At 49.6% G+C, this 26,110-nt stretch carries 21 protein-coding genes and 2 pseudogenes; all 23 read left to right on the top strand.

The window, feature by feature from the left end; genetic code table 11:
- The first annotated feature begins 152 nt into the window (after positions 1 to 152).
- Positions 153 to 557 carry a hypothetical protein gene (locus tag A4V09_RS07455; RefSeq protein WP_065541795.1) on the top strand — a complete coding sequence of 135 codons (405 nt, stop codon included), beginning with the start codon at positions 153 to 155 and terminating at the stop codon, positions 555 to 557.
- 82 nt (positions 558 to 639) lie between these two features.
- On the top strand, positions 640 to 1,821 hold the full coding sequence (gene dcm, locus A4V09_RS07450) for a DNA (cytosine-5-)-methyltransferase (RefSeq protein WP_065541794.1): 1,182 nt from the start codon (positions 640 to 642) through the stop codon (positions 1,819 to 1,821).
- Between the two features lie 85 nt (positions 1,822 to 1,906).
- A pseudogene (locus tag A4V09_RS07445) lies at positions 1,907 to 2,804 on the top strand (amidoligase family protein).
- 16 nt (positions 2,805 to 2,820) lie between these two features.
- Positions 2,821 to 3,324: a gamma-glutamylcyclotransferase family protein gene (locus A4V09_RS07440; protein ID WP_065541793.1), complete on the top strand. Its 504-nt coding sequence runs from the start codon at positions 2,821 to 2,823 to the stop codon at positions 3,322 to 3,324.
- A gap of 59 nt (positions 3,325 to 3,383) precedes the next feature.
- On the top strand, positions 3,384 to 7,742 hold the full coding sequence (locus tag A4V09_RS07435) for a SpaA isopeptide-forming pilin-related protein (RefSeq protein ID WP_065544683.1): 4,359 nt from the start codon (positions 3,384 to 3,386) through the stop codon (positions 7,740 to 7,742).
- Positions 7,735 to 8,505, top strand: a complete 771-nt coding sequence (locus tag A4V09_RS07430) for a class B sortase (protein WP_065541792.1) — start codon at positions 7,735 to 7,737, stop codon at positions 8,503 to 8,505. The genes A4V09_RS07435 and A4V09_RS07430 overlap by 8 nt, the downstream gene beginning before the upstream one ends.
- Positions 8,506 to 8,813: 308 nt before the next feature.
- Complete coding sequence (metK, locus tag A4V09_RS07425; protein WP_065541791.1) at positions 8,814 to 9,974, top strand: methionine adenosyltransferase; 1,161 nt, start codon at positions 8,814 to 8,816, stop codon at positions 9,972 to 9,974.
- On the top strand, positions 9,974 to 10,942 hold the full coding sequence (locus A4V09_RS07420) for a DUF3991 domain-containing protein (RefSeq protein ID WP_065541790.1): 969 nt from the start codon (positions 9,974 to 9,976) through the stop codon (positions 10,940 to 10,942). Before metK ends, A4V09_RS07420 begins: the two co-directional genes overlap by 1 nt.
- A gap of 5 nt (positions 10,943 to 10,947) precedes the next feature.
- Positions 10,948 to 12,105, top strand: a complete 1,158-nt coding sequence (locus tag A4V09_RS25230) for a hypothetical protein (protein WP_242964016.1) — start codon at positions 10,948 to 10,950, stop codon at positions 12,103 to 12,105.
- Between the two features lie 29 nt (positions 12,106 to 12,134).
- Positions 12,135 to 12,950 (top strand): DNA-methyltransferase, encoded by an 816-nt coding sequence (locus A4V09_RS07410; RefSeq protein ID WP_065541789.1) that lies wholly within the window; start codon positions 12,135 to 12,137, stop codon positions 12,948 to 12,950.
- A complete protein-coding gene (locus tag A4V09_RS07405; RefSeq protein ID WP_065541788.1) occupies positions 12,940 to 13,869 on the top strand; it encodes a DUF5688 family protein in 930 nt (309 codons plus the stop codon). The genes A4V09_RS07410 and A4V09_RS07405 overlap by 11 nt, the downstream gene beginning before the upstream one ends.
- Before the next feature lie 84 nt (positions 13,870 to 13,953).
- Positions 13,954 to 14,280 (top strand): DUF7768 domain-containing protein, encoded by a 327-nt coding sequence (locus A4V09_RS07400; protein ID WP_065541787.1) that lies wholly within the window; start codon positions 13,954 to 13,956, stop codon positions 14,278 to 14,280.
- Positions 14,281 to 14,408: 128 nt separating this feature from the next.
- The gene (locus A4V09_RS07395) at positions 14,409 to 14,777 is read left to right on the top strand and encodes a hypothetical protein (RefSeq protein ID WP_065541786.1); all 369 of its coding nucleotides are present in this window, start codon (positions 14,409 to 14,411) and stop codon (positions 14,775 to 14,777) included.
- Between the two features lie 4 nt (positions 14,778 to 14,781).
- A complete protein-coding gene (locus A4V09_RS07390; RefSeq protein WP_065541785.1) occupies positions 14,782 to 15,090 on the top strand; it encodes a plasmid mobilization protein in 309 nt (102 codons plus the stop codon).
- 6 nt (positions 15,091 to 15,096) lie between these two features.
- A complete protein-coding gene (locus tag A4V09_RS07385) occupies positions 15,097 to 16,404 on the top strand; it encodes a relaxase/mobilization nuclease domain-containing protein (protein ID WP_065541784.1) in 1,308 nt (435 codons plus the stop codon).
- A 4-nt stretch (positions 16,405 to 16,408) separates the two neighbouring features.
- Positions 16,409 to 17,203 carry a PcfB family protein gene (locus A4V09_RS07380; protein WP_065541783.1) on the top strand — a complete coding sequence of 265 codons (795 nt, stop codon included), beginning with the start codon at positions 16,409 to 16,411 and terminating at the stop codon, positions 17,201 to 17,203.
- Between the two features lie 6 nt (positions 17,204 to 17,209).
- A complete protein-coding gene (locus tag A4V09_RS07375) occupies positions 17,210 to 18,160 on the top strand; it encodes an ArdC-like ssDNA-binding domain-containing protein (RefSeq protein ID WP_065541782.1) in 951 nt (316 codons plus the stop codon).
- An 80-nt stretch (positions 18,161 to 18,240) separates the two neighbouring features.
- On the top strand, positions 18,241 to 18,549 hold the full coding sequence (locus A4V09_RS07370) for a hypothetical protein (protein ID WP_065541781.1): 309 nt from the start codon (positions 18,241 to 18,243) through the stop codon (positions 18,547 to 18,549).
- 472 nt (positions 18,550 to 19,021) lie between these two features.
- Complete coding sequence (ltrA, locus tag A4V09_RS07365) at positions 19,022 to 20,437, top strand: group II intron reverse transcriptase/maturase (protein ID WP_065541780.1); 1,416 nt, start codon at positions 19,022 to 19,024, stop codon at positions 20,435 to 20,437.
- A 544-nt stretch (positions 20,438 to 20,981) separates the two neighbouring features.
- Positions 20,982 to 22,223 carry a group II intron reverse transcriptase/maturase gene (gene ltrA / locus A4V09_RS07360; RefSeq protein ID WP_065540556.1) on the top strand — a complete coding sequence of 414 codons (1,242 nt, stop codon included), beginning with the start codon at positions 20,982 to 20,984 and terminating at the stop codon, positions 22,221 to 22,223.
- Between the two features lie 177 nt (positions 22,224 to 22,400).
- A complete protein-coding gene (locus A4V09_RS07355) occupies positions 22,401 to 22,658 on the top strand; it encodes a DUF4314 domain-containing protein (protein ID WP_065541779.1) in 258 nt (85 codons plus the stop codon).
- A gap of 65 nt (positions 22,659 to 22,723) precedes the next feature.
- The gene (locus tag A4V09_RS07350; RefSeq protein WP_330396523.1) at positions 22,724 to 23,410 is read left to right on the top strand and encodes a type IV secretory system conjugative DNA transfer family protein; all 687 of its coding nucleotides are present in this window, start codon (positions 22,724 to 22,726) and stop codon (positions 23,408 to 23,410) included.
- 938 nt (positions 23,411 to 24,348) lie between these two features.
- A pseudogene (ltrA, locus tag A4V09_RS26385) lies at positions 24,349 to 26,021 on the top strand (group II intron reverse transcriptase/maturase).
- Positions 26,022 to 26,110: the final 89 nt, after the last annotated feature.

Raw genomic sequence — 26,110 nt, 5'->3', positions numbered from 1 at the left:
GGGGGGATGCCTACTGAAAGCATGAAATATCCTGTTATGTAATATGCTTCGTTTTGGAACGTGAGGGTGCCATATATTCGTGTAGTAATGTGAATGGATATTCCTGCGCTTTTGGAGTATGTTGTGTGTAGCAAAGGAAAGGAGAAGCGCCTATGGAAGAGAAGAACATATGCGGACCCATCCCGATAGAGCTGCACAAAAAAATACGGCAGGAAATCGAGAGGGATGAGATTACTACAAAAGAATTTCTAAGGAAAGTCATTGAAGAACATTTTATGGAAAAAGGAGTGGATCATATGGCAGCAAGAACGGTAGCGGTGCAGGTGTCAGAGGAACTTTTCAAAAGACTGAAGCGGGTGGTTGCAAAGAAAAAATGCAAACAAAAAGATTTCCTGCTCGAAATAATCGAAAGCGCAATCGCCAGAGAGGAAGAGGAAATCCTGCAACAGGAGCTGAAAGAGGAGGAAAGCCCCCATGGGGAGGATAGTGAAGAACCAGAAGGGGAGGAACCAGAGGGACCGGATCTTTTGACGGAAGAGGAACAGGCAGAGGCATAACAAAAAGACAGACAAGAACATATGGTTTTTAAAAGCAGCGTGGAGTTTCCATGCTGCTTTTTTTCACAAGTAAAAAAGGAGGCTGATAGATGCAACCATAAGATTTTTTGATTTATTCAGCGGGATCGGAGGGTTCCGTGAAGGGCTTGCAAGAGCCGGAGGGTTCACCTGCGTGGGGCACTGTGAGGCGGACGCGCATGCAGACAGGAACTACCGGAGGCTGTTCGATACGGAAGGGGAGTGGTTTTGTGACGATGCAAGAACAATTGAAACAGGAAGAATGCCGGACTTTGATCTGCTATGCGCAGGATTTCCTTGCCAGGCATTCTCAATCGCCGGAAAGCGGAGAGGATTTGAAGATGCCAGAGGAACCCTTTTCTTTGAGATCGCCAGAGTGGTTAAAGATAAGCGCCCTTCTTATGTTCTCCTTGAGAATGTACCCGGACTGTTATCGCATGACCAGGGGAGGACGTTTCACACCATCCTCGGCACGCTTTTTGAACTGGGGTATCATGTGGAATGGAAAGTGCTTAACAGCAAGGATTTCCGAGTCCCACAGTCAAGGAAGAGGGTGTATATTGTCGGATATCTTGATGGACGATGTGCCGGAAAAATACTTCCTTTCCCAGAAACAAACGGAGCAGCTCTTACACAAGTCATTCCAGGGCCGCAGGGAAACCGGGTCTACCACCCGGACGGATTGAGCTGCACTCTGACCGCGCAGGGCAGGAAGACCGGATTATATGAGATGGGTGTCCCGATCAAGGAAAACACGAAGAAAGGCTACAAGATGGCGTATCCCGGTGACAGCATTGATTTAGGCTATGCATCCATGAATACCAGGCGGGGCCGGGTGGGGCGGGGCATTGCCCATACGCTGACTACCGGCATCCAGCAGGGGACCCTTCACCTTACAGAGCCGCCCAAAATGCGGCATCAGGAAGGCCCCAGAGCCATCCTGGCGCCTGCAAAGGCAGAGACAAGGCAGAACGGGAGAAGGATGAAAGAGCCGGAGGAGCCTATGTTTACGCTCACGGCAACAGACCGCCACGGGGTAGTCTGCCATGGCAGGATCCGGAGGCTTGTGCCCAGAGAGTGCCTGAGGCTGCAGGGCTACCATGACAGCCAGATAGACAAGATGCTGGAAGGAATGTCAGACGCCCAGCTATATAAGCAGGCAGGGAATGGAGTCACGGTTACGGTCATAGAGGCAATCGGTATCCGCCTGCGAAGTATAGACGAACAGATAAAAGAAAAAAAGTGATGGGGAGAGAAAATCAATGATGCAAAAAGGAAGGCAGGGATGATTTATCGATCTGAAAGACCAGTATTTTGGAACAGAGATTGAGATGACGGGAATCACAAGGGAAAAGGCAGCTAAAATTATTGGGGAAATGTTTCAGTCACAGCCACACCATAGGAATTCCTATGATGCATGGTGTGTAAACGATTCAGAAGGAAAAGAGTGGAAAATTATGCGGGATGTCAGCATACGGCCAGAATTAAGGTATGGCGGACAGACCATGCTGGCTGGAGACGAATACCGCACAGAGATGGTAAGTCCAAAACTGGAATACAGCGAGATGAAAAAACTGCAGGAGGTTATCAGGTGTCTGCGGAGGCATGGCGCAAGGGTAAATGCATCCTGCGGAATGCACGTCCATGTGGATGCATCCAACCATACGCCCCGGAGCTTAAAGAACGCCCTTACCATTATGTATGCCAAAGAAGACATCCTGTTCAAAGCGCTGAAAGTACAGACGGCAAGGGAAATAGATTACTGCCAGAAAGTCAGAAAGACAGTCCTTGAAGATATCCGGAAACTGCCGTCCAACAACATGTCTATGGAGCAGGTCAAGAGGCTTTGGTATGAAGGCAGGGACGGCAGCTATGAACATTATGATGATACCCGGTATCATGCATTGAACCTTCATGCTGTATTTTCAAATGGAATGGAGGTGTTTTGAAAGCACCCTCCATGCCGGAAAGGTGCGGGCGAACATCACGCTCGCCCTTGCCATTTCCGCACAGGCCATCAACCAGCAGAAAACCCAGATGAGGAAGACCGAGATCTCGGAGAATCCCTGTTTTACCTTCCGCACCTTTTTACTGCGGCTGGGGCTGATCGGGCCGGAATATAAGAATGTCCGGGATCACCTGCTCTCCAATCTGGAGGGGAGCCGGGCATGGAGATATGACAAGAGCGTCTATGAGAACCGCAGGCAGAATGCGGGACAGACGAGGTGAAGGGAGGTGACAGGTGATGAAGGAGAAATTATATTTTGCATATGGGAGCAACATGAACTTAGACCAGATGGAATTCCGGTGCCCGGATGCCAAGGTGGTAGGAAACGTGCAGCTTAAGGATTACCGGCTGGCATTCTGCGGCAGGCCCTCTGGAGGCGGCGTGGCAACCATACTGCCGGAAAACGGGAGCATGGTAGACGGGGTGCTTTGGAAGATCACGCCATCCTGTGAGGGGAGCCTGGACCGATACGAAGGGTATCCCCATCTGTATAGCAAAGAGACCATATCCGTGCAGGACACAAAGGGGAAAATCTGGAAAGCAGCCGTTTACACCATGAACGCTCCCTACAAGGACTGCCCGGCTGTCCCTTCCGATTTTTATTTAAGAGGGATCATAGAAGGCTGCGGACAGAACGGTGTCCCATCCAAGCCCGTTATGGACGCGGTGAAACGCACCATGTCCGAGGTAAGGAAAAGGCGGGAGAAACAAAGAAAAACTGAAAAACATCCAACACGATAGGAAGCCGCGGGTAAGCAGAAACCTGCGGTTTTCTTCTGTATTTAGGAAAGGGGATCATGATGAAGATTAGAAACATAAAGCAAAGGATCACAGCGCTGGGACTTGCCATACTGATGGGGGCAAGCTCCCTTGGAAGCGCCCCGGTGTTCGCCGCAGAGGAGACAAAAGAAGCCCCTGTCGCGGCAGAAACTGTTGCAGCAAACACGGATACACAGGAAAGAGCATCGGCAGAGGATATCACAAAAGAAATATCCGACCCGGATTTTTCCATAGAGACCTGTATGGAAGGAATCCGCTATGATGCAGAAAGGGAAGATGTGGCCCTGACAGAGATCAAGGGGGAAGACGGCGGTGACTACCATCCGGATCAGGCAGGAACCTACATTGCCAGTTACCTTGTTATGCCAAAGGATCAGAGGGACAGTTATGTCATTACCAGAAAGGTCATCCTGACGGACACGGAAGGACAGGCACAGGACCATACAAACGGCGGGGAGAAGCAGAAGGAGGACACGGCATCCGAAGAGGATTCGCAGGAAGGACCCAAAGAGCCGGAGGTAAAGATCATCAGTTCTGACCAGACCGACACAAAAGAGTCTCTGAAAGCGCTGGAAGACAAGATCGAATCCGGGAATGTGATGGTCTTTTCCGGGGCAGAGAACCGCTTTAACGCCCGAACCACGGTAAACCTCCAAAAAGGCGAGACCATCTATTACCCAAGCTATATCGGGAATTACCTGACCTGCTGGTTCACTGTAAATGGGAAGATCGCCTATTGTCTGGAATCACAGAAGGCATCGCCTCCCACCGGGGACTATGTGGCGCAGGTGCTGGATTCCAATAAAAACCTGCAGAAAGTTTTATATTATGGCTATGGCGGCGCAGGGGATATCACCGGCAGTTATCTGTCCGAGAAAAGCGCAGAAGAAAAATATGTCTATACCCACATTGCAGCCAGCTATGCGTATGCAGGGGAAGCCGGGTTCACGGGCTGTGATTACAACGACCTGGTCAATGCAGGCGTCATCGGATACATCGATCATCTGTTTGGGATGGAAGAACCGCCAAAGGGCGAGATCAGCTTATCTAAAACAGATGTCAAGGCTGTAAGGGACGGGGACAGCCAGAAGACTCCGGGCATCAAGCTGGAGGGCGACCACCGGAACTATATCACCATCGCCGTACCAAAAGATGTGACCTGTGTAAACAAGACTAAGGGGACTTCCAAAACCAATGGAAATATCCGCATTTACGGCGGGGATACGTTCTATCTGACCGCCCCGCTGACCGTGACCGGGAACTATGCATCCGGCAGGCTCCACGGATCTGTAGGGGAGACATGGAGGACGCTGGTGCTTTCCACAGGGGAAGCCAGTCAGGATATCGGCGTGTTTGAATCGGAAAGCGCAGAGCCAGTCAGCTTCCGCGTGGACTGGCTGGAAATGACCAGAATCGAACTGACGAAAAAGGATGCGGACACGAAGAATCCGCTTGCGGGGGCGGTATATGGCATTTATACCGATCAGAAATGTGAGAATCTCCTGATGGCTATGCCGGCCACAGGAACAGATGGGAAAGCCGTCAGCGATTATTTTGATTCGGCGCTGAAGACGGTATATGTGCGCGAGATCACCGCGCCGGAAAATTATGTATGGAATCCTGCCATCCACAAGGCAGAGTTAGAAGCCGGAAAGACAATTGAAATCGAAGCAGCCGATGAAAGAGTAACCGGAAGCGTCCATATCAATAAGATCGATATAGAAACGGGCAGTTTTCAGCCGCAGGGGGATGCTTCCCTGGCCGGGGCAGTTTATGGCCTGTACGCAAGGGAGGATATCCTGCATCCGGACGGGCGGACAGGAGTGGTGCACAAAAAGGACAGCCTGATCGCCCAAGGAGTGATCCGGCAGGACGGCACGCTGGATTTTTCACAGTTATATCTGGGGAAAATGTATGTAAAAGAGATCACGCCGCCTCCGGCCGGCTACACATTAGATCCCACGGAATATGACGTGTCGATCACCTACGAAGGCCAGGCAAAAGCAGAAGTCACCCGTGACTTAACGGTCCGTGAGACTGTAAAAAAGCAGGCGTTCCAACTGATAAAGATCAGTGAAGACGGGGATCAGACAGAAGTGGACCTTGTCAAGGGAGCCGGATTTAAGGTCTATCTGGTCAGCAGCCTGTCCAAGGTGAAAAGCGGGGAATTAAAGCCGGGAAATGGAATCTCCTATACGGCAGAGGATTTTATCGGCTATGATTTCAGTAAGGAACAGACAGCCGTCACTTATAAGGACGGACAGGCAGTACCGGTACCGGAACTGGTGACTGATGCCAAAGGCTACGCCATCAGCCCGGAGCTGCCGTATGGACTGTATGTGGTGGATGAAAGTACCGTGCCGGAAAATCTAAAGAAGGTGAACCCCTTCCTTGTAACCGTGGATGAAGACAGCAGGGAGCCCATGCAGTGGAGGATCTTTGATGACAGGCCCTTTGAGTTCCTGCTGAAGATCATCAAAAAGGACGCCCAGACCGGAAATACGGTATTAAAAGCCGGGGCATCCTACAAGATCTATGACTGCGAAAAGGAAACCTATGTAGAGCAGATTATCCAGTATCCCAAGAAAGAAAAAATCAGTGTGTTTACGACAAATGAGGAAGGATATCTGGTAACACCGGAAGAGCTGAAAGCCTCCACTTACCGGATTGAGGAAGTGGCTGCACCGGAATCCTTCGTAAGGCAGGGATACGAAATGTCCCTGTATGCAGAGAATGAAAAGGTATCCGCACTTGAAATCGCCGGCTCTGGAGAATACAGGGAGAATCCCAAAGAAGCAGTCACCATAACCGTATCCTCCAATACCGCACACCAGATCGATCCGGATACCGGGGCAGTTATCGTGGAAGTGGAACAGCCAAACGATGAGCAGGTGGGAAGCCTGACCCTGACGAAGACCGGGGAACAGCTGAAAGATGTGGACGGGGATTCCCTTCTGGATACAGCAAAAGGCGTGTTCACCAAACTGGTAAATGCCATTACGGGGGAAGAGGGAAATACAGGAATCTTCCGTAACTTTATTTATGAAGAATCTGGTGTAGAGGGAGCTGTTTTTGAACTCTACGCAAAAGATACGATCTATTCACCGGATGGGGCAAAGGACGCAGATGGGAATCCGGTTGTCCGTTACGAAAAAGACGACCTGGTGGCAACGCTGACTACGGATGAAAAAGGAAAGGCAGTCCTCCATAACCTGCCTTTAGGCTCCTATTACTTAAAAGAGACCGTAGCAGGCGATCATTTTGTCCTGAATACGGAGCAGAAGGAATTCACGCTGACTGCAGAGGATGACACACAGGCAGTGGTATACGAAGGGGTAGCCTATAAAAATGAGCGCCAGAAGATTACGGTGTCCATAGAAAAGAAGGATGCCGTAACCGAGGAACCGCTGGAAGGAGTGGTATTTGGGCTCTATGCGGCAGAGGATATTTTATCCTTGCAAGGGAAGGTACTTGTGGAAAAAGACACGCTGCTGGAGAAGAAAGCCACAGATGAAAAGGGAAAACTCACCTTTGACAGCGACTTGTTTCACGGGAATTATTATGTCAAAGAGGAAGTGCAAAAACCGGGCTATCTGCCAAATGAGGAAGTCTGGGATTTTGAGGCGCTTTATGAGGATCAGAACGTGGAAATGATCACGCTGAGCAAAGAGGTTTCTAACCAGCCCACGGAAAGCCATTTTACAAAGACAGATGCCACCACCGGGGAGGAACTGGAAGGTGCAACCCTGCAGATCATCAATAAGGACGGCGAGGTAGTGGAAGAATGGGTCAGCACCAAAGAGCCGCACATTGTCTATGCCCTGCCGGAGGGAATTTATATGCTGCATGAAGAACTGGCACCATATGAAGATGGCTATGTGTCCGCCGCCGATGTGGAATTTGAAGTAAAAGAGGATGGCAGTGTCACGGAAGTGGAAATGAAGGATGAATATTCCAAAGCGGACATTTCCAAGACGGACATCACCACAGGAGAGGAACTGGAGGGTGCAAAGCTGCAGATCCTTAATAAGGACGGAGAGGTACTGGAAGAGTGGGTGAGCGATGGGAAGCCCCACAGGATCGAGAGGCTCCCGGTCAAAGAAGAACTGACCCTGCGGGAGATCACTGCGCCGGAGGGCTACGAAATCGCAGAGGATGTGAAATTCACACTGGAAGACAGCATGGAAGTCCAGAAAGTGGAAATGAAGGATGAAAAGACGCCAGAGACACCGAAGGCTCCCGGCTCTACGCCAAAGACGGGGGATGACCCGTGGAAGCCTGCCGCACTGCTGGCGCTTTGCGGAGCCTCTGCGCTGGCGTTTGCGGTGGTGACCATCCGCAAAAGAAAACAGAGGAAAAAGGAGCATATGTATGAATAAATACCGGATCTTACAATTCCTGTTCTTTCTTCTTTTCTGTACCGGAGCCGGATTGCTGCTCCACCATCTGGTCATCGTGCCGGAAAGGAATCAGAAGAACATAGAGGCACTCAAAGAGGAATTCTCGGAAGATGCTTCCGGGGATCCCTCCCCCGAAGGGGAAGACCCCTTACCTTCTGGGGAAGAAGAGGGTATTGGCTCCGTGGATTTACTGGCTCTGCAGTCACGGTATCCCGACATCAAGGCATGGATCACCATCCCCGGCACAGGCATTGACTACCCTGTGCTGCAAAGCATAGAAGAGGATCCGGAATTTTATTTAACACATGATTACCGGAAGGAATATGATGCCAATGGGAGCCTGTTCTTTCAGGCAGACTGTGACGTAAAGAAAAGTGAGAATCTGGTCATTTACGGCCATAACATGAACAGCGGGGCGATGTTCGGCAGGCTGGATTCCTATACGGATGCGGCATATTGCAGGGAGCATCCGGCCATTTGGATTCTGACTCCGGAGGGGGAAGCTGCCTATGAGATCGTGTCTGTAACCAAGGCAGATCCCTCTATGCTGCCCTTCACACAGGTGGATTTTCCGGGACATGACGGGATCCTCAGCTACGTGGACCAGGCAAAGCGGATGGGGCTGTTTGAAACCGGAGTATCGCAGCCCTACTATGAACAGACCTTGACTCTGGTGACCTGCTCATATGAATGGAAGGAAGCCAGAACCGTAGTGGTAGCGGTCAAAAAGACGGCGGAATAGGAAGTAGCGTGTTCAGAAAAGCCAGTTTTGCCACGATTTGAAGCGATAAGCGGGGTACAATACGGGAAAGTGTTCAGAAAAGGCAGTTTTGCCACAGTTTGGAGCAGCATATGGGGCGCAGCTGGGGAGTGTTTGAAAAGGCGTTTCAGCACATCTTGTTAAAGGCAGGATGTGTTCAATTGATAGAACGTTTAAGAAAGTATAAGAATTACAACTAAAAATAAGATAATAGAAGCATTAGATAACAGCAGGGTATGTCCTTTCAAAAGGATGTGCCCTGCTGTTTTTTTGAGAAAGAGGTGGTTTGAATGAAGCGTTATTATACAGCGGAAGCAGTAACAGAAGGACATCCGGACAAGCTCTGTGACCTGATAGCAGACAGTATTCTGGATGAATGTCTGAGAGAGGACAGGGAATCCAAAGTGGCATGTGAGGTTCTGGCGACCAAAGGGCATATCCTTGTAGCCGGGGAGATCACGAGCAGGCATGAGCCTTATGTGTTTGGAATCGTAAAGAAGGTTCTGGAAGAGGTGGGCTATCCTTCGGAGGAGGTGGAGATGGACGCCCAAATCCACCAGCAGAGTCCGGATATTGCCAAAGCCGTGACCTGTTCAAAAGAAAAAAGGGAGTGTCGTAGTGCGGACCAGAGTGATCCCGGGGCAGGAGCCGGGGATCAGGGCATTATGATCGGCTATGCCTGCATGGAGACCTCACAGATGCTGCCCCTCCCGGTAGTGCTGGCAAACCGGATCGTCCGGGAATTATCCGCCTGCAGGGTGAGCGGGTACATCAGGGGGATCCTGCCAGACGGTAAGGCACAGGTGACCGTGGAGTACGAAGACGGTACGCCAGTGCGTATAGACAGCGTGGTGGTGTCCTGCCAGCATGTGGAGGATAAAACGCTGAAAAAACTGGAGCATGAGATCCGGGAAAAGGTGTTAAGGCCAGCCCTCCGTCCTCTGCCCCCGGACGAAGATACCAAGATCCTGATAAACCCGTCCGGCAGGTTTGTCTGCGGCGGCATGGATGCGGATACCGGGCTGACAGGCCGGAAACTGATGGCGGATACTTACGGGAGCATGGTTCCCCATGGAGGCGGTGCATTTTCCGGGAAGGACTGTTCAAAGGTAGACCGTTCAGGCGCTTACATGGCAAGGTATATCGCCAAGAACATAGTTGCCGCCGGGCTGGCTGAAAAGTGTCAGGTATCCCTGGCCTATGCCATCGGTGTGGCAGAGCCTGTGATGGTACAGGTGGACACCTTTGGGACAGGGACAGCCTGCGCGGATGACTGTCTGGCTGCCGCTGTCCCGCTGGTGTTCGGGCTGACCCCGGCACAGATCCGGGAGAGCCTCCGCCTGGACCGCCCGATTTATAAACATACAGCCGTGTTTGGGCATTTTGGAAGAAAGGAGTTCCCATGGGAGAGGACGGATAAGACCGGCGCCCTTCGGGATGCGATCCTTTAATGCCCTGGATGCCGGAAGAACAGATCCGGGCCGCAAGGGCAATGTCCGCCATCGAATATCTGAAAACCCATGAAGCAGGGAGGCTTAAGAAATCTTCCGCAAGGCATGAATGGGAACTGACGGACCACGACAGCTTTAAGATAAACGAAGTCACCAGTGCATGGCACTGGAAATCCAGAGATATCGGGGGATATAATGCTTTGGATTTTCTGGTAAAGGTGGACGGCATGGGTTTTGCGGAAGCCGTGCAGTTTTTAAGCGGGCAGAACCCATCCTATATACCGCCGCTTCATGTGCAGGAAGAGACGGTTCCCTTTGAACTGCCCCAAAAAGCGCCAAACTGTGGAAGGATCCGCAGGTACCTGCAAAAAAGAGGAATCAGCGATCCTGTCATGACCTACTGCATCCAGCGGGGGCTGCTGTATGAGAGCCTACCTTACCACAACGCGGTGTTTGTCGGGTACGATGAGAAGCAGGAGGCCAGATATGCTTTCCTGCGGGGGATCCATGAAACTGGCGGCAGGGCATTTAAGATGGAACAAAGGGGCAGCGATAAACGCTGCTCTTTCTGTATCCCGCCAAAAGGATCCTCAGTCCGGGTGGCTGTCTATGAAGCCGCCGTGGATGCGCTGGCCCATATGACGCTGGAGAATAACCGGGCGGATAAATACCGGCTGTCCCTTGGGGGGATCAGTGCGCCAAAGGAAGGGGAAATACACAAAACCTTTAAAAAGCCAGCCGCACTGGAAACTTTTTTAGGAAGGCATCCGGAGGTGACGGAGATGGAACTCTGCACGGACAATGACTTTGCCGGGAGATGGGCGGCGGGGCAGTTAAGAAAAGCTTATGGGGGAAAATATCGGATCATAGAGAACCTGCCGGCCATCGAAGGTGCAGACTACGGGGATATGGCAGCCATGGAATGGGACAAACACAGGCAGAGAAAAAAGACGGAAAAGGAGAGGTGAGGACAATGAGAAAGGGAGAACAAAAGATACCGCAGATAGAGCTTTTGACTCCGTTAAGGGGCGAATTTTATCCAGACGAACCAGACGGAGAATATGACTATGACTGGGGAGGGGAGATGCTGGATGGTGCAGACCTTGTCCCGTATCAGGAAGCGATTCAGGCTATGGTGGACCGGGAAAATAACTTAGGGACGGACCATCCGCCCTGCAACCTGATGGACTATTTTTACGGGGAGGACACGATCCGTAAGAAGGTGAAATGTGCGGTCGTGTCCGTCAAAAAGGTAGAAAACACCTTGTATGGCTGTACCACCCTGACCCTGCAGGAATTTTTGGAAGAGCCGGAACTAAAGCAGTTGTGTGAATACATCACCGGCCAGTACAGCGATGGCTGGGGAGAAGGGTTTGAACAAAGAGAGGTCAAGGTGGGCGGAGGGATCCTGCATGTGCATTTTTACCAGAAAGAGCCAGTTCAGATTCAGGAAAAAACAGAAGCCAAAATAAAACAGGATGTGCAGGCTTTGAGCCAGAAGTATGAGGAACCGCCAGCGCATTTGCCGGAAAAGCAAAAGAAATATGAGATCACAGACATTTGCCATCCCAAATATCCATGGCTCCGTAGGGTCCGGGCGCTTGTCCGGATCAACGAACAGGTGGAGGCAGGGACGCTTGGCGGCTTTGTTGAATCGGAAGCGAATCTTTCACAGGATGGAGGATGCTGGATCTATGATCAGGCCATCTGCTGTGGGGACGCTGTGGTGGAAAAAGAGGCCGGGATGTTCGACGGCACGCTGGCAAGGGATTCTGCACTCATAACAGGAGATGCCTGCCTGTTCGACCGGGCAGCTGCGGAAGGGCAGTGCTGCATCAGAAGCGGTGAGATCAAGGACCGGGCAAGGGTGGCAGGAGATGCCGTTATCTCTGAGAGTATTCTGGACGGTCTTTCGCCTTTGATTGCCGGAGACAGCCATGTTTACGGGGAAGTCCGCGGACGATTTGTAGTCAAAGACCTCGTTCTTCCGGGGGAAAAGCTGGTCAATCCGACAGCCGATCTATTCATTCTGGAAAACAGGGAAAGACATGTCCTGGTGAAGACAAGAGAGCTGAAGCCGCCGAAAGATTATCCGCAAGGCAGGAAGAAAAAGAAAGATCTGGAACGTTAACAGAACAGAAATGGAAAGGATGATGCCTATTGGGAAATAAACTGGAACTGGAGACATTGATGAAAGAAGGGATGCTTACGGAGGAACACCGGGGAGGCGTGAATTGGGAAATTTTCCACGGGGATACGTTAAAGCTGGTCAAAGCCTTTCGGCCCGGTGTGTTTGACGCCGTAATCACGGACCCGCCCTATGCCAGCGGCGGGACAAAGCAGAATGAGAGGAACCGCACCACAAACCAGAAGTACAGCAGCATGAGGCAGGAGAATGCCCTGCCGGATTTTGACGGGGATAATAAGGACCAGCGTTCCTGGACCCACTGGATGGCTGAATGGCTGTATGATGTGCGGAAAGCCTGTAAGACCGGCGCCCCTATCTGCCTTTTTATCGACTGGCGGCAGTATCCGTCCATCACAGATGCCCTGCAGTGGGCTGGATGGATCTGGCGTGGGACGGCTGTCTGGGATAAACAGAATTCCCGGCCGCAAAAAGGACGTTTCCGCCAGCAGGCAGAGTACATCGTATGGGGAAGCAACGGGCCGATGCCCATAAGCCGCCCGGTGTCCTGCCTGCCCGGCGTGTTCCGCTATGGGAATCCCCAGAACCGGATCCATGTGACGGAGAAGCCGCTGCAGCTGATGCGGGATGTGGTGCAGATCTGCGAGCCGGGAGGCCTGATCTTAGATCCCTTTGCCGGAGCCGGGACCACCATCCTCGGTGCGGTGAAGGAAGGCTATCAGGCCGTGGGCATCGAGGTGACAGATGCGTACTATCAGCTGGGAACGGACCGGGTGGCCTATGCATTACAGGCAGAAGAGCAGAAAGGGGAGGAACCAGATGGAAAGTAAGATGTCGTATCAGGAATTTCAGGAGCGGCTGTGTCAGGAAGTCCAAAGGGAACTGAACCAGCAGGGGACCTACCACTGCGAGGTGATGCAGAACCAGAAAAACAATGCCATCTTATGGGGCCTGTCTGTCAGGAAGGAAGACAGCAGCATGGCTGCGGTGATCTATCTGGACAAGCCCTATCAATCGTATCTTAGGGGGAAACCCCTGGAAGAGATCAGCAGGGAATTGATCAGCGCCTACCAAGACCAGAAGATTCCCCAGATTGATGAAACATTTTTCACGGATTATGAAACAGTGAAAGACAGGATTCAGGTAAGGCTTGTGAGCAGGGAAAAGAATCAGGCATATTACAGGCGCGGCCCTTATAAAATGCATCCCATGGGAGCAGAGGTGCTGTTTATAGAACTGCAAAGTGATAGGGAGGGCACCATGCAGGCTCAGGTGACAAACAAGATGGCAGAGCAGTGGAAGATCCCAAAATCCGTTTTGTTCCAAAAGGCGCTGGAGAACACGCAGAGCCGGAACAAAGCCGTATTCTCCGCTATGGGTGATGTAATCGCGGAGCTTATCATGGGGGAGGGTGCAGAAGCGCCGGAGACAGAAGGTGTATCCCCCCTGTATGTCCTGAGCAATGAAAAACGGGAATATGGAGCAACTGTCCTTCTGTATCCCGATGTACTGAAAGCAGTACGAAAAAGGCTGGGTGAAGATTTTTACATCCTGCCCTCCAGCCTCCATGAGAGCATCATTTTGCCGAAAGGGCTGGTCATGATGGACGTGAAGGAGCTGCGTGACGTGGTACGGGAGATCAACCAGAATGAAGTCCGGCCGGAAGAGGTCTTGGGAAATGAGGTATACGAATACAGAGGCGCTACCAATAGAGTGAGAAAATGCAGCAAAGAAGACAGGGAGCGGTAGTCAGGGCATCCACATGGATGCCCTGAAATCTTATCCCCAATAAAACAAGGCATCCATGTGGATGCACAGGAAGGGAGGGATCGCATGGAACAGGCATTGGCATATGTATGCTGTTCACCGGAGGAGAGCCGGACAAAGATACAGAAATACTGCCGGAAGATTTATGAGATGGGTTACGTCCCCATCTGTCCCCGATTTGGCTTCGCACCGTTTTTAGATGAAAGTGAAGCCGAGGATCTGCAGGCATTGAACCGGATGTCCCATCTGATATTAAAGAGATGCCGGATGGTGGTGGTCTGCGGACGGGAGGTCACCGGAACCATGAATACGGAGATCAGCATGGCGGACCGGCTGCATATCATCTGTACCACTTTGGACGGGCTGGTCAAAATCAAAGAAAATGAATCTTAGAAAGTGTCGGGGAGTCGGTACCACAGACTTGCTGGTGCGACTGGTTTTGCAAGCATAGCGTTTGGATATCCAAACGCACTTTGGGGAGACCCCCAAACCCCCGGATATAGAAGAAAAGGAGAAATGTGATGTTTGGAATTGGAATGGCAGTGGGATGCGCACTTGGAGGAACGATAGGCGTGCTGTTTATGGCGCTGGCAGTTGCAGGAAAAAGGGAAGACGAGCAGATGGCGGCATTGTTTGAAAAAAAGAAACATGAGAGAAAAATCTGCTTTCTGGATAAAGATGCGAACCGGCTGTTTTTTATCCCGGATGGAGGATATCTGGAACTGATTGCCGGAAATGGAGATAAGCAGGTCTGTAGCTGTAATTACGTGGATGATGAGCATATGAAAGTCAATGGAACACTCTGGCAGGCTCTGGATTTTGCAGAGCACATGGAAGAACGGGGGATCGCATACCGGCCGTTGCCGCAACAGAAAGAGAGAGGCAGGTGATGAGATGAGGAAAAGAAACCATGTGATCCCGGTCCGGCTCAATGCCAGAGAACTGCGGTATCTGGATGAGCAGGCAGCAAAGAGCGGATTCCCAAGGGAAGAGTATCTGCGCACTTTAATCATGGGCGGGGAGGTTAAGGCGAAGCCCTGTGAGCATCATGCGGACCTGCTCCGCAAGACAGCCGGGCTTTGCAACAATGCCAACCAGCTTGCCCATGTGGCAAATGCTTCCGGGGCTGCCAGTCAGGAGAGCGTAAGGGAGATGACCCGGATCGCAAGGGAAGTCTGGCAGCTGTTGAAAGAGGAATGGTAGTGCCTTATGGCCTATACGAGCATCATTCCCGTCCACCGCCTGGACAACTCCATTGACTATGTGCAGGATAAGGAGAAGACTACGAAAAAACCGGAACAGGCCGGGTCACTGGAAGAGGCCATTTCCTATGCCATGAACCGGGAGAAAACAGAAGCGGCGGTGTTTGAAGACTGCATCGGCTGTACTTGTGAGACGGCATTCGAGGATATGGCAGCCACCAAGAAACGGTTCCACAAAACCGGAGGGGTGCAGGGCTACCATCTGATCCAGAGTTTTGCCGAAGGGGAAGTCACCCCGGAGCTGGCACATCTCATAGGGCTTGAACTGGCAGAGCAGTTATTAAAGGGGCAGTTTGAGACCGTCATTACAACACACTTAAACACCAGCCATTACCATAACCATATCGTGTTTAACTCCGTGAGCATGGAAGACGGCCATAAATATCACAGCAACAGCAGGAGCTACTACGAGGACATCCGAAGAATGTCGGACGGCCTGTGCAGGAAATACGGGCTTTCCGTGATCCAGACAAATGGGAAGGGGATGTCCTATGCCCAGTGGCAGGCAGAAAGGGACGGAAAACCAACGTGGCGCACCGGGATACGCATGGATATCCGGGAAGCGGTGCAGATGAGCTTTACGTGGAGACAGTTCCTGCATCAGATGGAAGCAAAAGGATATGAGTGGAAGCTGGGCAGAAAATACATTTCCCTGAAGGCTCCGGGAATGGAGCGGTATGTCCGTCTAAAGAGCCTTGGGGAAAAATATACGGAGGAAGCCCTCCGGGTATGGATTCTGCAGCCGGGAGGCTTGCAGCTGGGGCGTTTACAAAAGCAGGCTGGGAAAGGAGGCGGGAACAAGCCGCACAAAAAAGCTGCCGGCCTGCAGGCTCTCTATTATTTTTACATGTACCGGCTGGGGATCTGGGGGAGAAAGACTTCCAGTCATTCTTACTCCCTCCGGGCAGATATACGGAAATTAGACCAGCGCATCGAACAGTTGGACTTCCTTAAAAAGCACGGGATCACCACCAGAGAGCAGCTGCAGGCCTACCGGGAACCCTTGGAGGAAGAGGCGCTTCTGCTTATGAAGGAGCGCAGGCGGCTCTACCGCACCAAGCCGCAGTCGGAACGGATCGGAGAGATCAAAGAGGCTCTAAAGCCAATCCGAAAAGAAATACGGATGTGCAGCCGGATACAGGTGCATTCCGTCGAGATAGAGCGCAGATTACAGGAGATGGAGCAGTGGGAGAAAGAAGCCGGACAGCAAAAAGCAGAAGCAGAAAACAGGAAGGAAAAGAAGGAAGAGAGGTGATTGCATGAACCTTGGAGGTGACGCCGCAGACCAGATCGTGAAATACAGCATGGAGGGTCTGGAGGCAGGCGGGAAACTGGCATTTGACGGGGCGGATAAGATCCTGCGCCTTTCCGGAAGAGGGGCACAGCATCTGGCCGCCTTTTTCTATGCCGTACTGACGGACAATAAAAAGAGCATGGGCAGGACCCGTGTGGTGCGCATGTTAAAGGAGAATAAGCCGCTGAAATTTTTCACGGTCCCCAAGGACCGGCTGAAAGAGTTCTGTGAGGAAGGGAAAAAGAGGGGGCTTCTCTATGTCATCATCAGAGACAAAAAAGACCCGGAGACGTGCGAGATCATGGTGTATGCCGATGACGCCGCAAAGGTCAACCGTGTCATGGATAAGATGAACCTTGACTTTACAGAAGCCCAAAGCGGCCAGCTCACCCATGAAGTGGCAGATGAGATAGGGCTGGAAGCGGAAACCAAGACAGAGACGGTACAGATGCCGGAAGGAGAAGTACAGTTTGAAATCTTTGACGCTGAGCAGGATTTTAATTTTGATATCCCAAAAGAAGAAAATTTTACGCAGGCGCAGGAGGAAGACGCAAAGAGTCCGTCCGAACCTTCCTTGCGCAGCAGCGATATTTCTACCGGGCAGGAAACGACTGAGAAGCCCTCTGTCCGGGAAGAACTGAGCAAGATCAAGGAGGGGCAGAAGGAGAAACAGAGACAGGCCAAAAGTCGGAAGAAGCAGAGGGGAAAGAACCGCTCTGCCGGCCGCCGGAAGAAAAAAGCAAAAACGAAAGGAAGGTAATGCCATATGGACTTGAATAAATATTTAAATCAGGGATCCGAAGCCCCCGCACAGGGGGAACAGAGGATGTCAAAGGAAGAATACGCCGCCATGAAGAAACAGGAGCGGGAAGAGGTCTGGGCGGAGGTGGACGCCAAGTCGCAGGATGTGTTCAAGGATGGGGAATCCCTGAAAGGGTTTCTCAACTTCATGGCACAGTGTACGCCCCAGCGGACGGCCAACCTGCTGCTATTGTACAGCCAGAACCCGGAGATCCGGCAGGTAAAGACCTATGAGAAGATTCGGGAGGAAGGGCATTCCATCCGTCCGGAGGAGCGGGGGAAAGGCTACCGCTTCCTTGCAGGGAATGAATATGAGAAGGACGGGGTGACGATGCAGGGATACAGCATTGCCAAGTCCTATGATATCAGCCAGATCCGGATGAAGCAGCCGGAGGCAGCGCCGCAGAAATCCATGGATGAACTGATGGGGGCGCTGCTTACCGAATCAGAAGTCCGGATTCAGATCGCGGATAACCTGCCGGAAGGGGTGCAGGCACAGTATATCCCTGCCCAGCGCTCCATTTATGTCAGGAACGGCATGGGGGAGGTCACCACGTTCCACGCCATCAACCGGGAACTGGCCTGTGCGTCTATGGATATGCGTAACGGAACCTACAGCAGGGGAAAGGTATCGGCTCCGGCCTTTTGTGCGGCCTATGTGGTGGCACAGAAATACGGGGTGGAAAATTCCGCGTTCCAGTTTGACAGGGTCTGCCAGATGCAGGAATACGGAAGCCGTGACCCAAAAGAGCTGCGTGACTTCATCAATGACGTCAAAAATGCCGCCTATACCATAGAGAAGCATATGGACAGGAATCTGGGACGCCCGGAGCAGGAATTTGTTGCCGATGAGTTCCATGTGGGAGAAGGAAAAAAAGCAAAAACCACGAAAGCAAAGAGCCAGCCGGAACGCTGATATTTGTTGGCTTTTTTAGAGAATAACAGTAGATATTCCTGAAATCCTGTGGTATGTTGTGGAAACGGAGGCTGGCATATATGGAAAAACAACGATGCGTAAAAATGGATGAGATCATGAAAAACATGCTTTTAGTTGCCCTGCGGGATGTGTTCCGGGAAGAAAAAGCAAAAGGAGTGTCCGTAGAGGAAACCAGAAATCTGGTGCTGAAGCTGGTAGATTATCAAGATACGAAGCTGTTTATGACAGACAGTGAGTACAAGAAAGTTATTGAAGCGCTGAATAAACTCAGGGATACTTATCTGGCCGCTGGGAGGTATGCGGATGGGATCGATGTGGTGTTTTATAAAATATTAAAGGCAAAATATAAACGATGTGCAGTTCGGTGAGAAGGAAAACGAGAAGGTGCAGATGGGAAAGGGGAAACCTTTCTGTCTGCACCTTTTTAGTGCGCCCGGCGGGCGCACGTTCTAACGGGTGAAAGTCCCGAATCCACCCGGCAGTGGGAAGGATATAGCTGAACACCAAGGTTCTCGCCGTGAGGTTTAAGAGGGCTGAAGGAAGGTGCAGGCAAACCTCTGCCCCAACGCACAGAAACCATTTCAGGCTGAACACGGAGGATAAGGCTGCTAAACAAGCCAAAGTCCAATAACTGCGCGGAATCCGACACAGTAAAAATGGTGGGGACATGGAGGGAAAGAACGTGTGAGTACCCGGGGAGGTCTCACGGACGTGGAAAAGGCGATAAAACATTCGTTACCACGGAGTAAAGCTTGCCGTGAGAAGTCAGCAGAGGTCATAGTACCGGGATGGTTGCAAACGTACCGGGAAGGACTGAACAATAGGAGATGTCATTTTCAAATGGAAACCGGACATGGAATTAAGTACAGACAACTTCATATAGAGGACTACCTGCGGATGGTACCTGCGGAACAGAAAGAGCAAGCAGGAGTGTACGCCCATGGAAGGATTACCGGAAACCCTGACACCCACACGGACTTTTGGATGGACAACCTGTTAGACACGATTCTTAGAAGTGACAATCTAAACGCCGCCTATAAGAAAGTGAAAGCGAACAAAGGCGCAGGCGGAATCGACGGTATGCAGGTAGATGGACTTCTGCCCTACCTGAGAAAACACCAGGCCGAGATCGTGGAACAGGTAAGGGAAGGGAAATATAAACCCAACCCAGTACGAAGGGTAGAAATACCCAAAGAGGAGAAAGGAAAATTGAGAAAATTAGGAGTACCCACGGTAGTGGACAGGGTAATCCAACAGGCAATCGCACAGGAACTAACCCCTATTTATGAGGAACAGTTTTCGGATAACAGCTTCGGATTCCGACCAGGCAGAAGTGCGCATGAAGCGTTGGGAAGATGTAGGGAATACATCAATGAGGGCTATGTGTATGCAGTGAGTATGGACTTACAATCCTACTTTGACACCGTGAACCACAGCAAACTGATCGAGGTACTGTCGAGGACGGTGAAAGACGGGAGGGTCATCTCGTTGATACACAAATACCTGAACGCCGGGGTCATGGAAGATGGCGGATTCCACGCGACACCGGAGGGCGTGCCGCAAGGCGGGCCATTGAGTCCGTTGTGTGGAAATGTGATGCTGAACGAGCTGGATAAGGAACTGAAACGAAGGGGACATAAATTTGTGAGGTATGCCGATGACTGTCTGATACTATGCAAAAGCAAGAAAAGCGCAGAGCGGACGTTAGAGAACATTGTGCCGTTTATCACGAAAAAACTGTTTCTGAAAGTCAATCTCCAGAAAACGGCAGTAAGACATATAAGCAAGATAAAATATCTTGGATACGCATTCTACAGACATAAGGGAAAATGCCGGATGTGGGTACACCCGAAATCAGTGGAGAAAATGCGGAATAAATTGAGGGAACTGACGACCAGAGGGAATAAATGGAGCAATGAGGTAAGGGAAGAGAAACTCCGAAGCTATGCAAGGGGATGGATAAACTATTACCGATATGCAGATATGAAAAACCTGATGGAACAGACGGATGAATGGCTGCGCCATAGAATCCGGGCAGTATACTGGAAGCAATGGAAGAAGGTGCGCACGAGATACAAGATGCTTCGGGCGCTACATCTGCCAGAGTGGAAAGTACATGAAATGGCGAACTGCCGGAAGGGAGTGTGGAGGGCGGCGGCTATGTTGAACTCGGCACTCACTAAGAAAATAATAGTGGACAGACTTGGATATCCATCCATGTCAACCCGCTATCTAAAAGTACGTGTAAACTATTGAACCGCCTTGGTACCGAACGGTATGCCAGGTGGTGGTGTGCCATGCAAGGCATACAGAAGATGAAGGTAGGTCCTTCGACAGGAATTGAACAGGCAAGCCTGTCAAATCACTCTAATGCTGCTGTGATTCAGGTCATGGTAGTGAGCGATTAGAGAAAAGGTTGTACAAACAATCAGATATGATACATGAAGATGAATGAAAATGAACCATTGAAGAAGTGTCGAAAGCGTAAGATTTCTGCAAAACTTACTTTTCACCACTGAGTAAGGATGAGGATGGAGGAAACCTGTAAAGCTGACCATCCGTGGAACGGCATTAAGATGGCATGAGCATGTATCAGGCTTCTGTGTGAAACATGGGAACCTGTAGAATAATGAAAATCGAAAAGATTCAAGTCACAGAAAGATAAGGTCGAAAGTAGAGACGTATTCTACAGGGGCGGAGTTACTCGTAGTAGTGTTGAAGTTGTTGTAATGACAATGGAGCAAAGGGGTAACATCATTCTGCTTGATACTGAAAACAACTAGGAAACTAGGAGGATTTGATGAGCGAGAGCAAACAATACGAAATACCAAAGAAAGTGGTTATTGAAGCTTATAAGAGAGTAAAAGCAAACAAAGGAAGTGCGGGAATTGATGGTATAGATTTTGAACAGTTTGAAAAGAAACTGAATAATAATCTATATAAGATATGGAATCGAATGAGTTCAGGAAGTTATTTTCCATCTCCGGTATTAGCGGTAGAAATACCAAAGAAAACTGGTGGAACCAGGAGATTGGGCATACCAACTATTACAGATAGAATTGCACAGATGGCTGCAAGAATGTATGTAGAACCTGTGGTAGAGCCCATGTTTTGCGATGACTCATATGGGTACAGACCAAACAAGTCTGCAATTGATGCAATAGCAACAGCAAGAAAGCGATGTTGGAGATATGATTATGTCATTGAATTAGATGTAAAAGGATTGTTCGATAACATCGATCATGAACTTCTAATGAAGGTTGTAGCAAGGCATGTAAAAGAAGAATGGATATGTCTCTATATAAAACGATGGCTAGAAATTCCGTTTGTAACAAGAGAGGGGCATGTAATTGAGAGATTGTCTGGGACACCACAAGGAGGAGTAATAAGTCCAGTTTTAGCAAACATGTTTTTGCATTATGTATTCGATATGTGGATGGAAAGAAATTTCCCACAAGCACCATTTGAAAGATATGCGGATGATGGATTAATACATTGCCGTACAAAAGAGGAAGCTATCTTCATAAAAGAAAAGTTAGCAAATAGACTTGAGGAATGTAAGCTAGAACTGCATCCTATTAAAACAAGAATAGTGTATTGTAAGGATAAGGACAGAACCAGGGAGGAAGAACTTACAGAGTTCGATTTTCTTGGTTATACATTCAAAGCAGTATACATCATGTGTAAAGATGGAAAAATCAGACATAACTTTATTGCATCTGTAAGCAACTCTTCATCTAAAAGCTTTCGAGAAAAAATAAAGGCTATGGAAGTTCATAAGAGGACAGGGTGCAAAATAGACATCATAGCAGAAATGCTGAATCCCTTAATTCGTGGTTGGATGAACTATTTTGGTAAGTTCAATCCATCGGCAATGAAGGGAACGTTACAATGTATTGAAAGAAGACTTGTGAAATGGGCTATGTGTAAGTACAAGAACTTTCGAGGTAGACGACGTAGAGCAGAGAAATGGCTCTACACCGTGAGACAGCGAGAGCCAAAACTGTTTGCTCACTGGAGCAATTTATATTCGTATTGTTGAATGATAAGAGCCGTATGAAAGGAGACTTTCACGTACGGTTCCGGGAGAAGTTTGAGGTGAAAGTCCTCTTACTTACTCGACTGGAAGGGGGACTAATCATCCCCCTATCCGATTGAACTGACAGACACTGTTTACAATCACGGGCAGTGGGAAATACCGGACGAGTAGGAAGGAGGAATGTGTTTGGATTATGAGAGAGCAAAAATTGAACAGTTAAGGAAGCGTTACCCGGAGGGGACACGGATTTGTCTGGATGAGATGGACGGGGAGCCGCAGATGCTGGCCGGGTTAAAAGGCAAGGTATTCCATGTGGACGATGCCGGGCAGATCCATGTGGAATGGGAGAATGGGAGCACGTTGGCACTGGTTCCGGGAGTGGATCAGTTCCATAAGACCGGAGGCCCGGAGAAAAAGAAAGAGGTGCCGTCCCGGTAGCACAGAGCAGAAAGTCAGAGTGGATACTCTGGCTTTTTGCTTTACCCATTGTCTGGTGGGGAGCGGTGCTTTTTGCAGACTGCATAGAGCCGGGCCAGAACCTGCTTGGAATCATGGAAGCACTGAGCCAAAAACTGGAGCATCCCTTTGCACTTCATGCGACCAAGTATACTTTGAAATCGGTACTGATCTGTACCGGAATCTATGGCATGGGGATCGGCATCTATTATTCCAGCCAGAAAAACTACCGCCGGGGAGAAGAGCACGGCTCCGCAAAATGGGGGGATGTGAAAAGGCTCCGAAAGAAGTACGAGGATAAGGATTACTTCCACAACCTCCTCATGACCCAGAATTTCCGTATCGGGCTGGACACCTATCGGCACCGCAGGTGCCTGAACGTACTGGTGGTGGGCGGTTCCGGCGCGGGAAAATCCAGAGGGTATGCCCTGCCAAACATCATGCAGTGCAACTGTTCCATGATCATTACTGATCCAAAGGCCGAGCTGCTTCGAAAGACCGGGGGACTGTTAAAGAAAAAAGGCTATGAAGTCCGGGTATTCGACCTGATCAACCCGGACACGTCCTTTTGCTACAACCCGTTTGCGTATGTCCATGATGACAAGGACGTGCTGCGCCTGATATCCAACCTGATCCAGAACACCACGCCAAAAGGGTCGCAGTCCCAGGACCCGTTCTGGGGTGCGACACGTTCCGTAGTGAAAAGCTACGGCATAAGAACGCACATGATTTGATATATAAAACTGAATCAGTTCTTAGAGAACTGATATTCCGACAGGTGGAATGAAGGGGTAACGCCCGGAAACGCCTGCTCTGATACTCCGGTATGCGTCTGGAAGTGCATCCTTCCAGTGGTATAACGCCCGGTGAAGTCGGCTGTATACACCCGCTGTGACGATCACGCACGTTGCGGCAAACCAAGCCAGAGGTGGCTGTGGGTGATAGGCCGGGAGTCTATAAAATGCTCATGGTGAGGATTCCATGTCGGATGCATGGATGACGAACAACTGAATGTACGAGTCTATAAAGGGAATCGGGAGAAAAGCCCGATGCTACGTGAAGTAGCGTATGTGTGGTAGAGTAAGTTTCCCAGAGATGAAATACCATGATGTATTACAGGTACATCCAAGCATACAGGCTCATAGGGAGCACCTAAAAGCATATGTAAAGATAGGAATATCGGAACGTGGAAAGGTCGGGACACATGGTAACCCGTTGCAGGGGTGTGTTGTCAAGGAAACAAATCTAATTGAAGAAAGGAATTTGAGGGAACTTGACTTTATCCGGCTGAGAGCGACGGCACAGTACCGTGGAAACCGTGGATAACACGGTGGAGGGATAGCCGTTAGTCCGTATGTAACTTAAGTACAAGAATTACACAATCAACAAAGGTTCGAGTATGACTAACAGAGGCAAACTTCATCAATAAATCGAATTGATACTAAGGAGGTAGCCGACTTTGTCAGCAAATGAACAGATAGGAAAAAGGCAGAAACTCCGTAATGCGGAATATTACAGCCTTCAGAAGTCTTTTGACAGGCTGTATGCAGAAAGTCTGGATGGCAGGAAGTTCAAGAAACTGCTATCCCTCATCCAGTCGGATGAGAATATCAAACTTGCATACAGGAGCCTGAAAAAGAACAAGGGAAGTAAGACACCGGGTACGGATGGAATGACCATCTCAGATATTGAAAAATATCCGGAGAAAAAACTGATTTTCACAGTAAGGAAACGGCTGGAGAATTATATCCCACAGCCTGTAAAACGTAAAGAGATACCTAAGCCAAATGGCGGCACCCGCCCGCTGGGTATACCAACTATTCTGGACAGATTGATACAGCAGTGCATAAAGCAGGTGTTGGAACCAATCTGTGAAGCAAAGTTCCATGAACGGAGCAATGGATTCAGACCAAACCGAAGTGCTGAAAATGCACTTGCACAATGCTATAAAATGATGCAACAGATGAATCTGCACTATGTTGTAGATATTGATGTGAAAGGATTCTTTGATAATGCAAGCCACGGAAAACTATTAAAACAGATGTGGACGCTGGGAATCCGGGATAAGTCATTGATATGCATTGTGAGTAAGATGCTAAAAGGAGAGGTTGCTGGAATCGGCTTTCCAGATAAAGGTACACCACAGGGGGGATACTTTCTCCATTATTATCCAACATAGTCCTGAATGAACTGGACTGGTGGGTAACAAGCCAATGGGAAGGGATGAAAACGCGTAAAGAATTCACAAAATATATCTGTCCTAATGGAACGGTGTCAGACAATGGAAGAATCAAATCTCTTAGGAAATTTAGCAATCTAAAAGAGTGTTATATTGTCCGGTACGCCGACGATTTTAAGGTATTTTGCAGAAACTATGAAGATGCCAGATGTATGTTTATCGCTATCAGGAAGTGGCTGAAAGACCGGCTGGATTTATCCATTTCAGAGGAAAAATCAAAGATAGTGAACCTGCGGAAGAACTACTCCGAATTTCTTGGATTCAGGCTGAAGGTCAGGAAGAAAGGGAAAAAGAGGGTAGTCACATCCCATATCAGCCAGAAGGCAAAGGAACGCATCAAAGTGGAAGTCAAAGAATTGGTAAAGGACTTACAGAACCCTAAAGATATGGAGGAATCCTATCGGAAGGTATGCAGGTATAATGCATATATTTTGGGAGTCCATAATTATTACCGATATGCAACAAATATACAAGAGGATTTAGACCCGATTGCCTTTAATATCAGAAAGAACCTGGAAATACGATTAAGAACTAGATTAACGAAATCAACAAGACGAATGGTGCCACGGTACATAGCAGTCCGCTATGGAGACAGTAAGCAGTTACGATTTGTGGACGGACTGCCAGTAGCACCGCTTGGATATGTACAGCATAAAAGTCCGATGTACAAGCCAAAAGCCGTTAATAACTATACGAAAGAGGGCAGGGCACTGATACACCGTAATATTCGGACAGTCAGTGCGGATAAAATCGAATATTTAATGCAGCACCCAATACCCGGAGCCACAATAGAGATGAACGATAACCGCTTATCTTTATATGTAGCCCAGCAGGGGAAATGTTTTGTCAGTGGTGTTGAATTGGATGTTAAAAACTGTGTCCTTCATCGGAAAAGGAATCTGCCGGCTGGAATGAGAGATAAGTATCAAAATCTGGTACTGGTCATTCCACAGGTGAAAAATTTGATTTCCTTGGAAGGAGCAGAGCCGGAAATCTATAGGAAAGCGGTGGAAAAGCTAAAGTTGGACAAGAAAGCATTGGAAAAGTTGAATAGGTTAAGAAGATTCAGAAATCGTGAACAGATAGCAATGTCTGTCATTTGTTGAGAATTGTGTACTAATTAGAAAAGGAAACATATGGATGGAAAGCCGTGTGATGGGAAACTGTCGCGCACGGTTTGGGGCGGGGGAAAACT

Origin of the sequence: Blautia pseudococcoides (assembly GCF_001689125.2) — a bacterium.
Lineage (GTDB): Bacteria > Bacillota > Clostridia > Lachnospirales > Lachnospiraceae > Blautia > Blautia pseudococcoides.
This window is presented reverse-complemented; position numbering and strand designations above follow the sequence as displayed.

Coding starts and splice junctions, on each gene's coding strand:
- A4V09_RS07370 (WP_065541781.1), top strand. CDS start 18,241: ATGGAAAAACAACGATGCGTAAAAATGGATGAGATCATGAAAAACATG.
- metK (WP_065541791.1), top strand. CDS start 8,814: ATGAAGCGTTATTATACAGCGGAAGCAGTAACAGAAGGACATCCGGAC.
- A4V09_RS07375 (WP_065541782.1), top strand. CDS start 17,210: ATGGACTTGAATAAATATTTAAATCAGGGATCCGAAGCCCCCGCACAG.
- ltrA (WP_065540556.1), top strand. CDS start 20,982: ATGAGCGAGAGCAAACAATACGAAATACCAAAGAAAGTGGTTATTGAA.
- A4V09_RS07430 (WP_065541792.1), top strand. CDS start 7,735: ATGAATAAATACCGGATCTTACAATTCCTGTTCTTTCTTCTTTTCTGT.
- A4V09_RS25230 (WP_242964016.1), top strand. CDS start 10,948: ATGAGAAAGGGAGAACAAAAGATACCGCAGATAGAGCTTTTGACTCCG.
- ltrA (WP_065541780.1), top strand. CDS start 19,022: ATGGAAACCGGACATGGAATTAAGTACAGACAACTTCATATAGAGGAC.
- A4V09_RS07405 (WP_065541788.1), top strand. CDS start 12,940: ATGGAAAGTAAGATGTCGTATCAGGAATTTCAGGAGCGGCTGTGTCAG.
- A4V09_RS07435 (WP_065544683.1), top strand. CDS start 3,384: ATGAAGATTAGAAACATAAAGCAAAGGATCACAGCGCTGGGACTTGCC.
- A4V09_RS07400 (WP_065541787.1), top strand. CDS start 13,954: ATGGAACAGGCATTGGCATATGTATGCTGTTCACCGGAGGAGAGCCGG.
- A4V09_RS07355 (WP_065541779.1), top strand. CDS start 22,401: ATGTGTTTGGATTATGAGAGAGCAAAAATTGAACAGTTAAGGAAGCGT.
- A4V09_RS07380 (WP_065541783.1), top strand. CDS start 16,409: ATGAACCTTGGAGGTGACGCCGCAGACCAGATCGTGAAATACAGCATG.
- A4V09_RS07440 (WP_065541793.1), top strand. CDS start 2,821: ATGAAGGAGAAATTATATTTTGCATATGGGAGCAACATGAACTTAGAC.
- A4V09_RS07395 (WP_065541786.1), top strand. CDS start 14,409: ATGTTTGGAATTGGAATGGCAGTGGGATGCGCACTTGGAGGAACGATA.
- A4V09_RS07390 (WP_065541785.1), top strand. CDS start 14,782: ATGAGGAAAAGAAACCATGTGATCCCGGTCCGGCTCAATGCCAGAGAA.
- A4V09_RS07420 (WP_065541790.1), top strand. CDS start 9,974: ATGCCCTGGATGCCGGAAGAACAGATCCGGGCCGCAAGGGCAATGTCC.
- A4V09_RS07385 (WP_065541784.1), top strand. CDS start 15,097: ATGGCCTATACGAGCATCATTCCCGTCCACCGCCTGGACAACTCCATT.
- A4V09_RS07455 (WP_065541795.1), top strand. CDS start 153: ATGGAAGAGAAGAACATATGCGGACCCATCCCGATAGAGCTGCACAAA.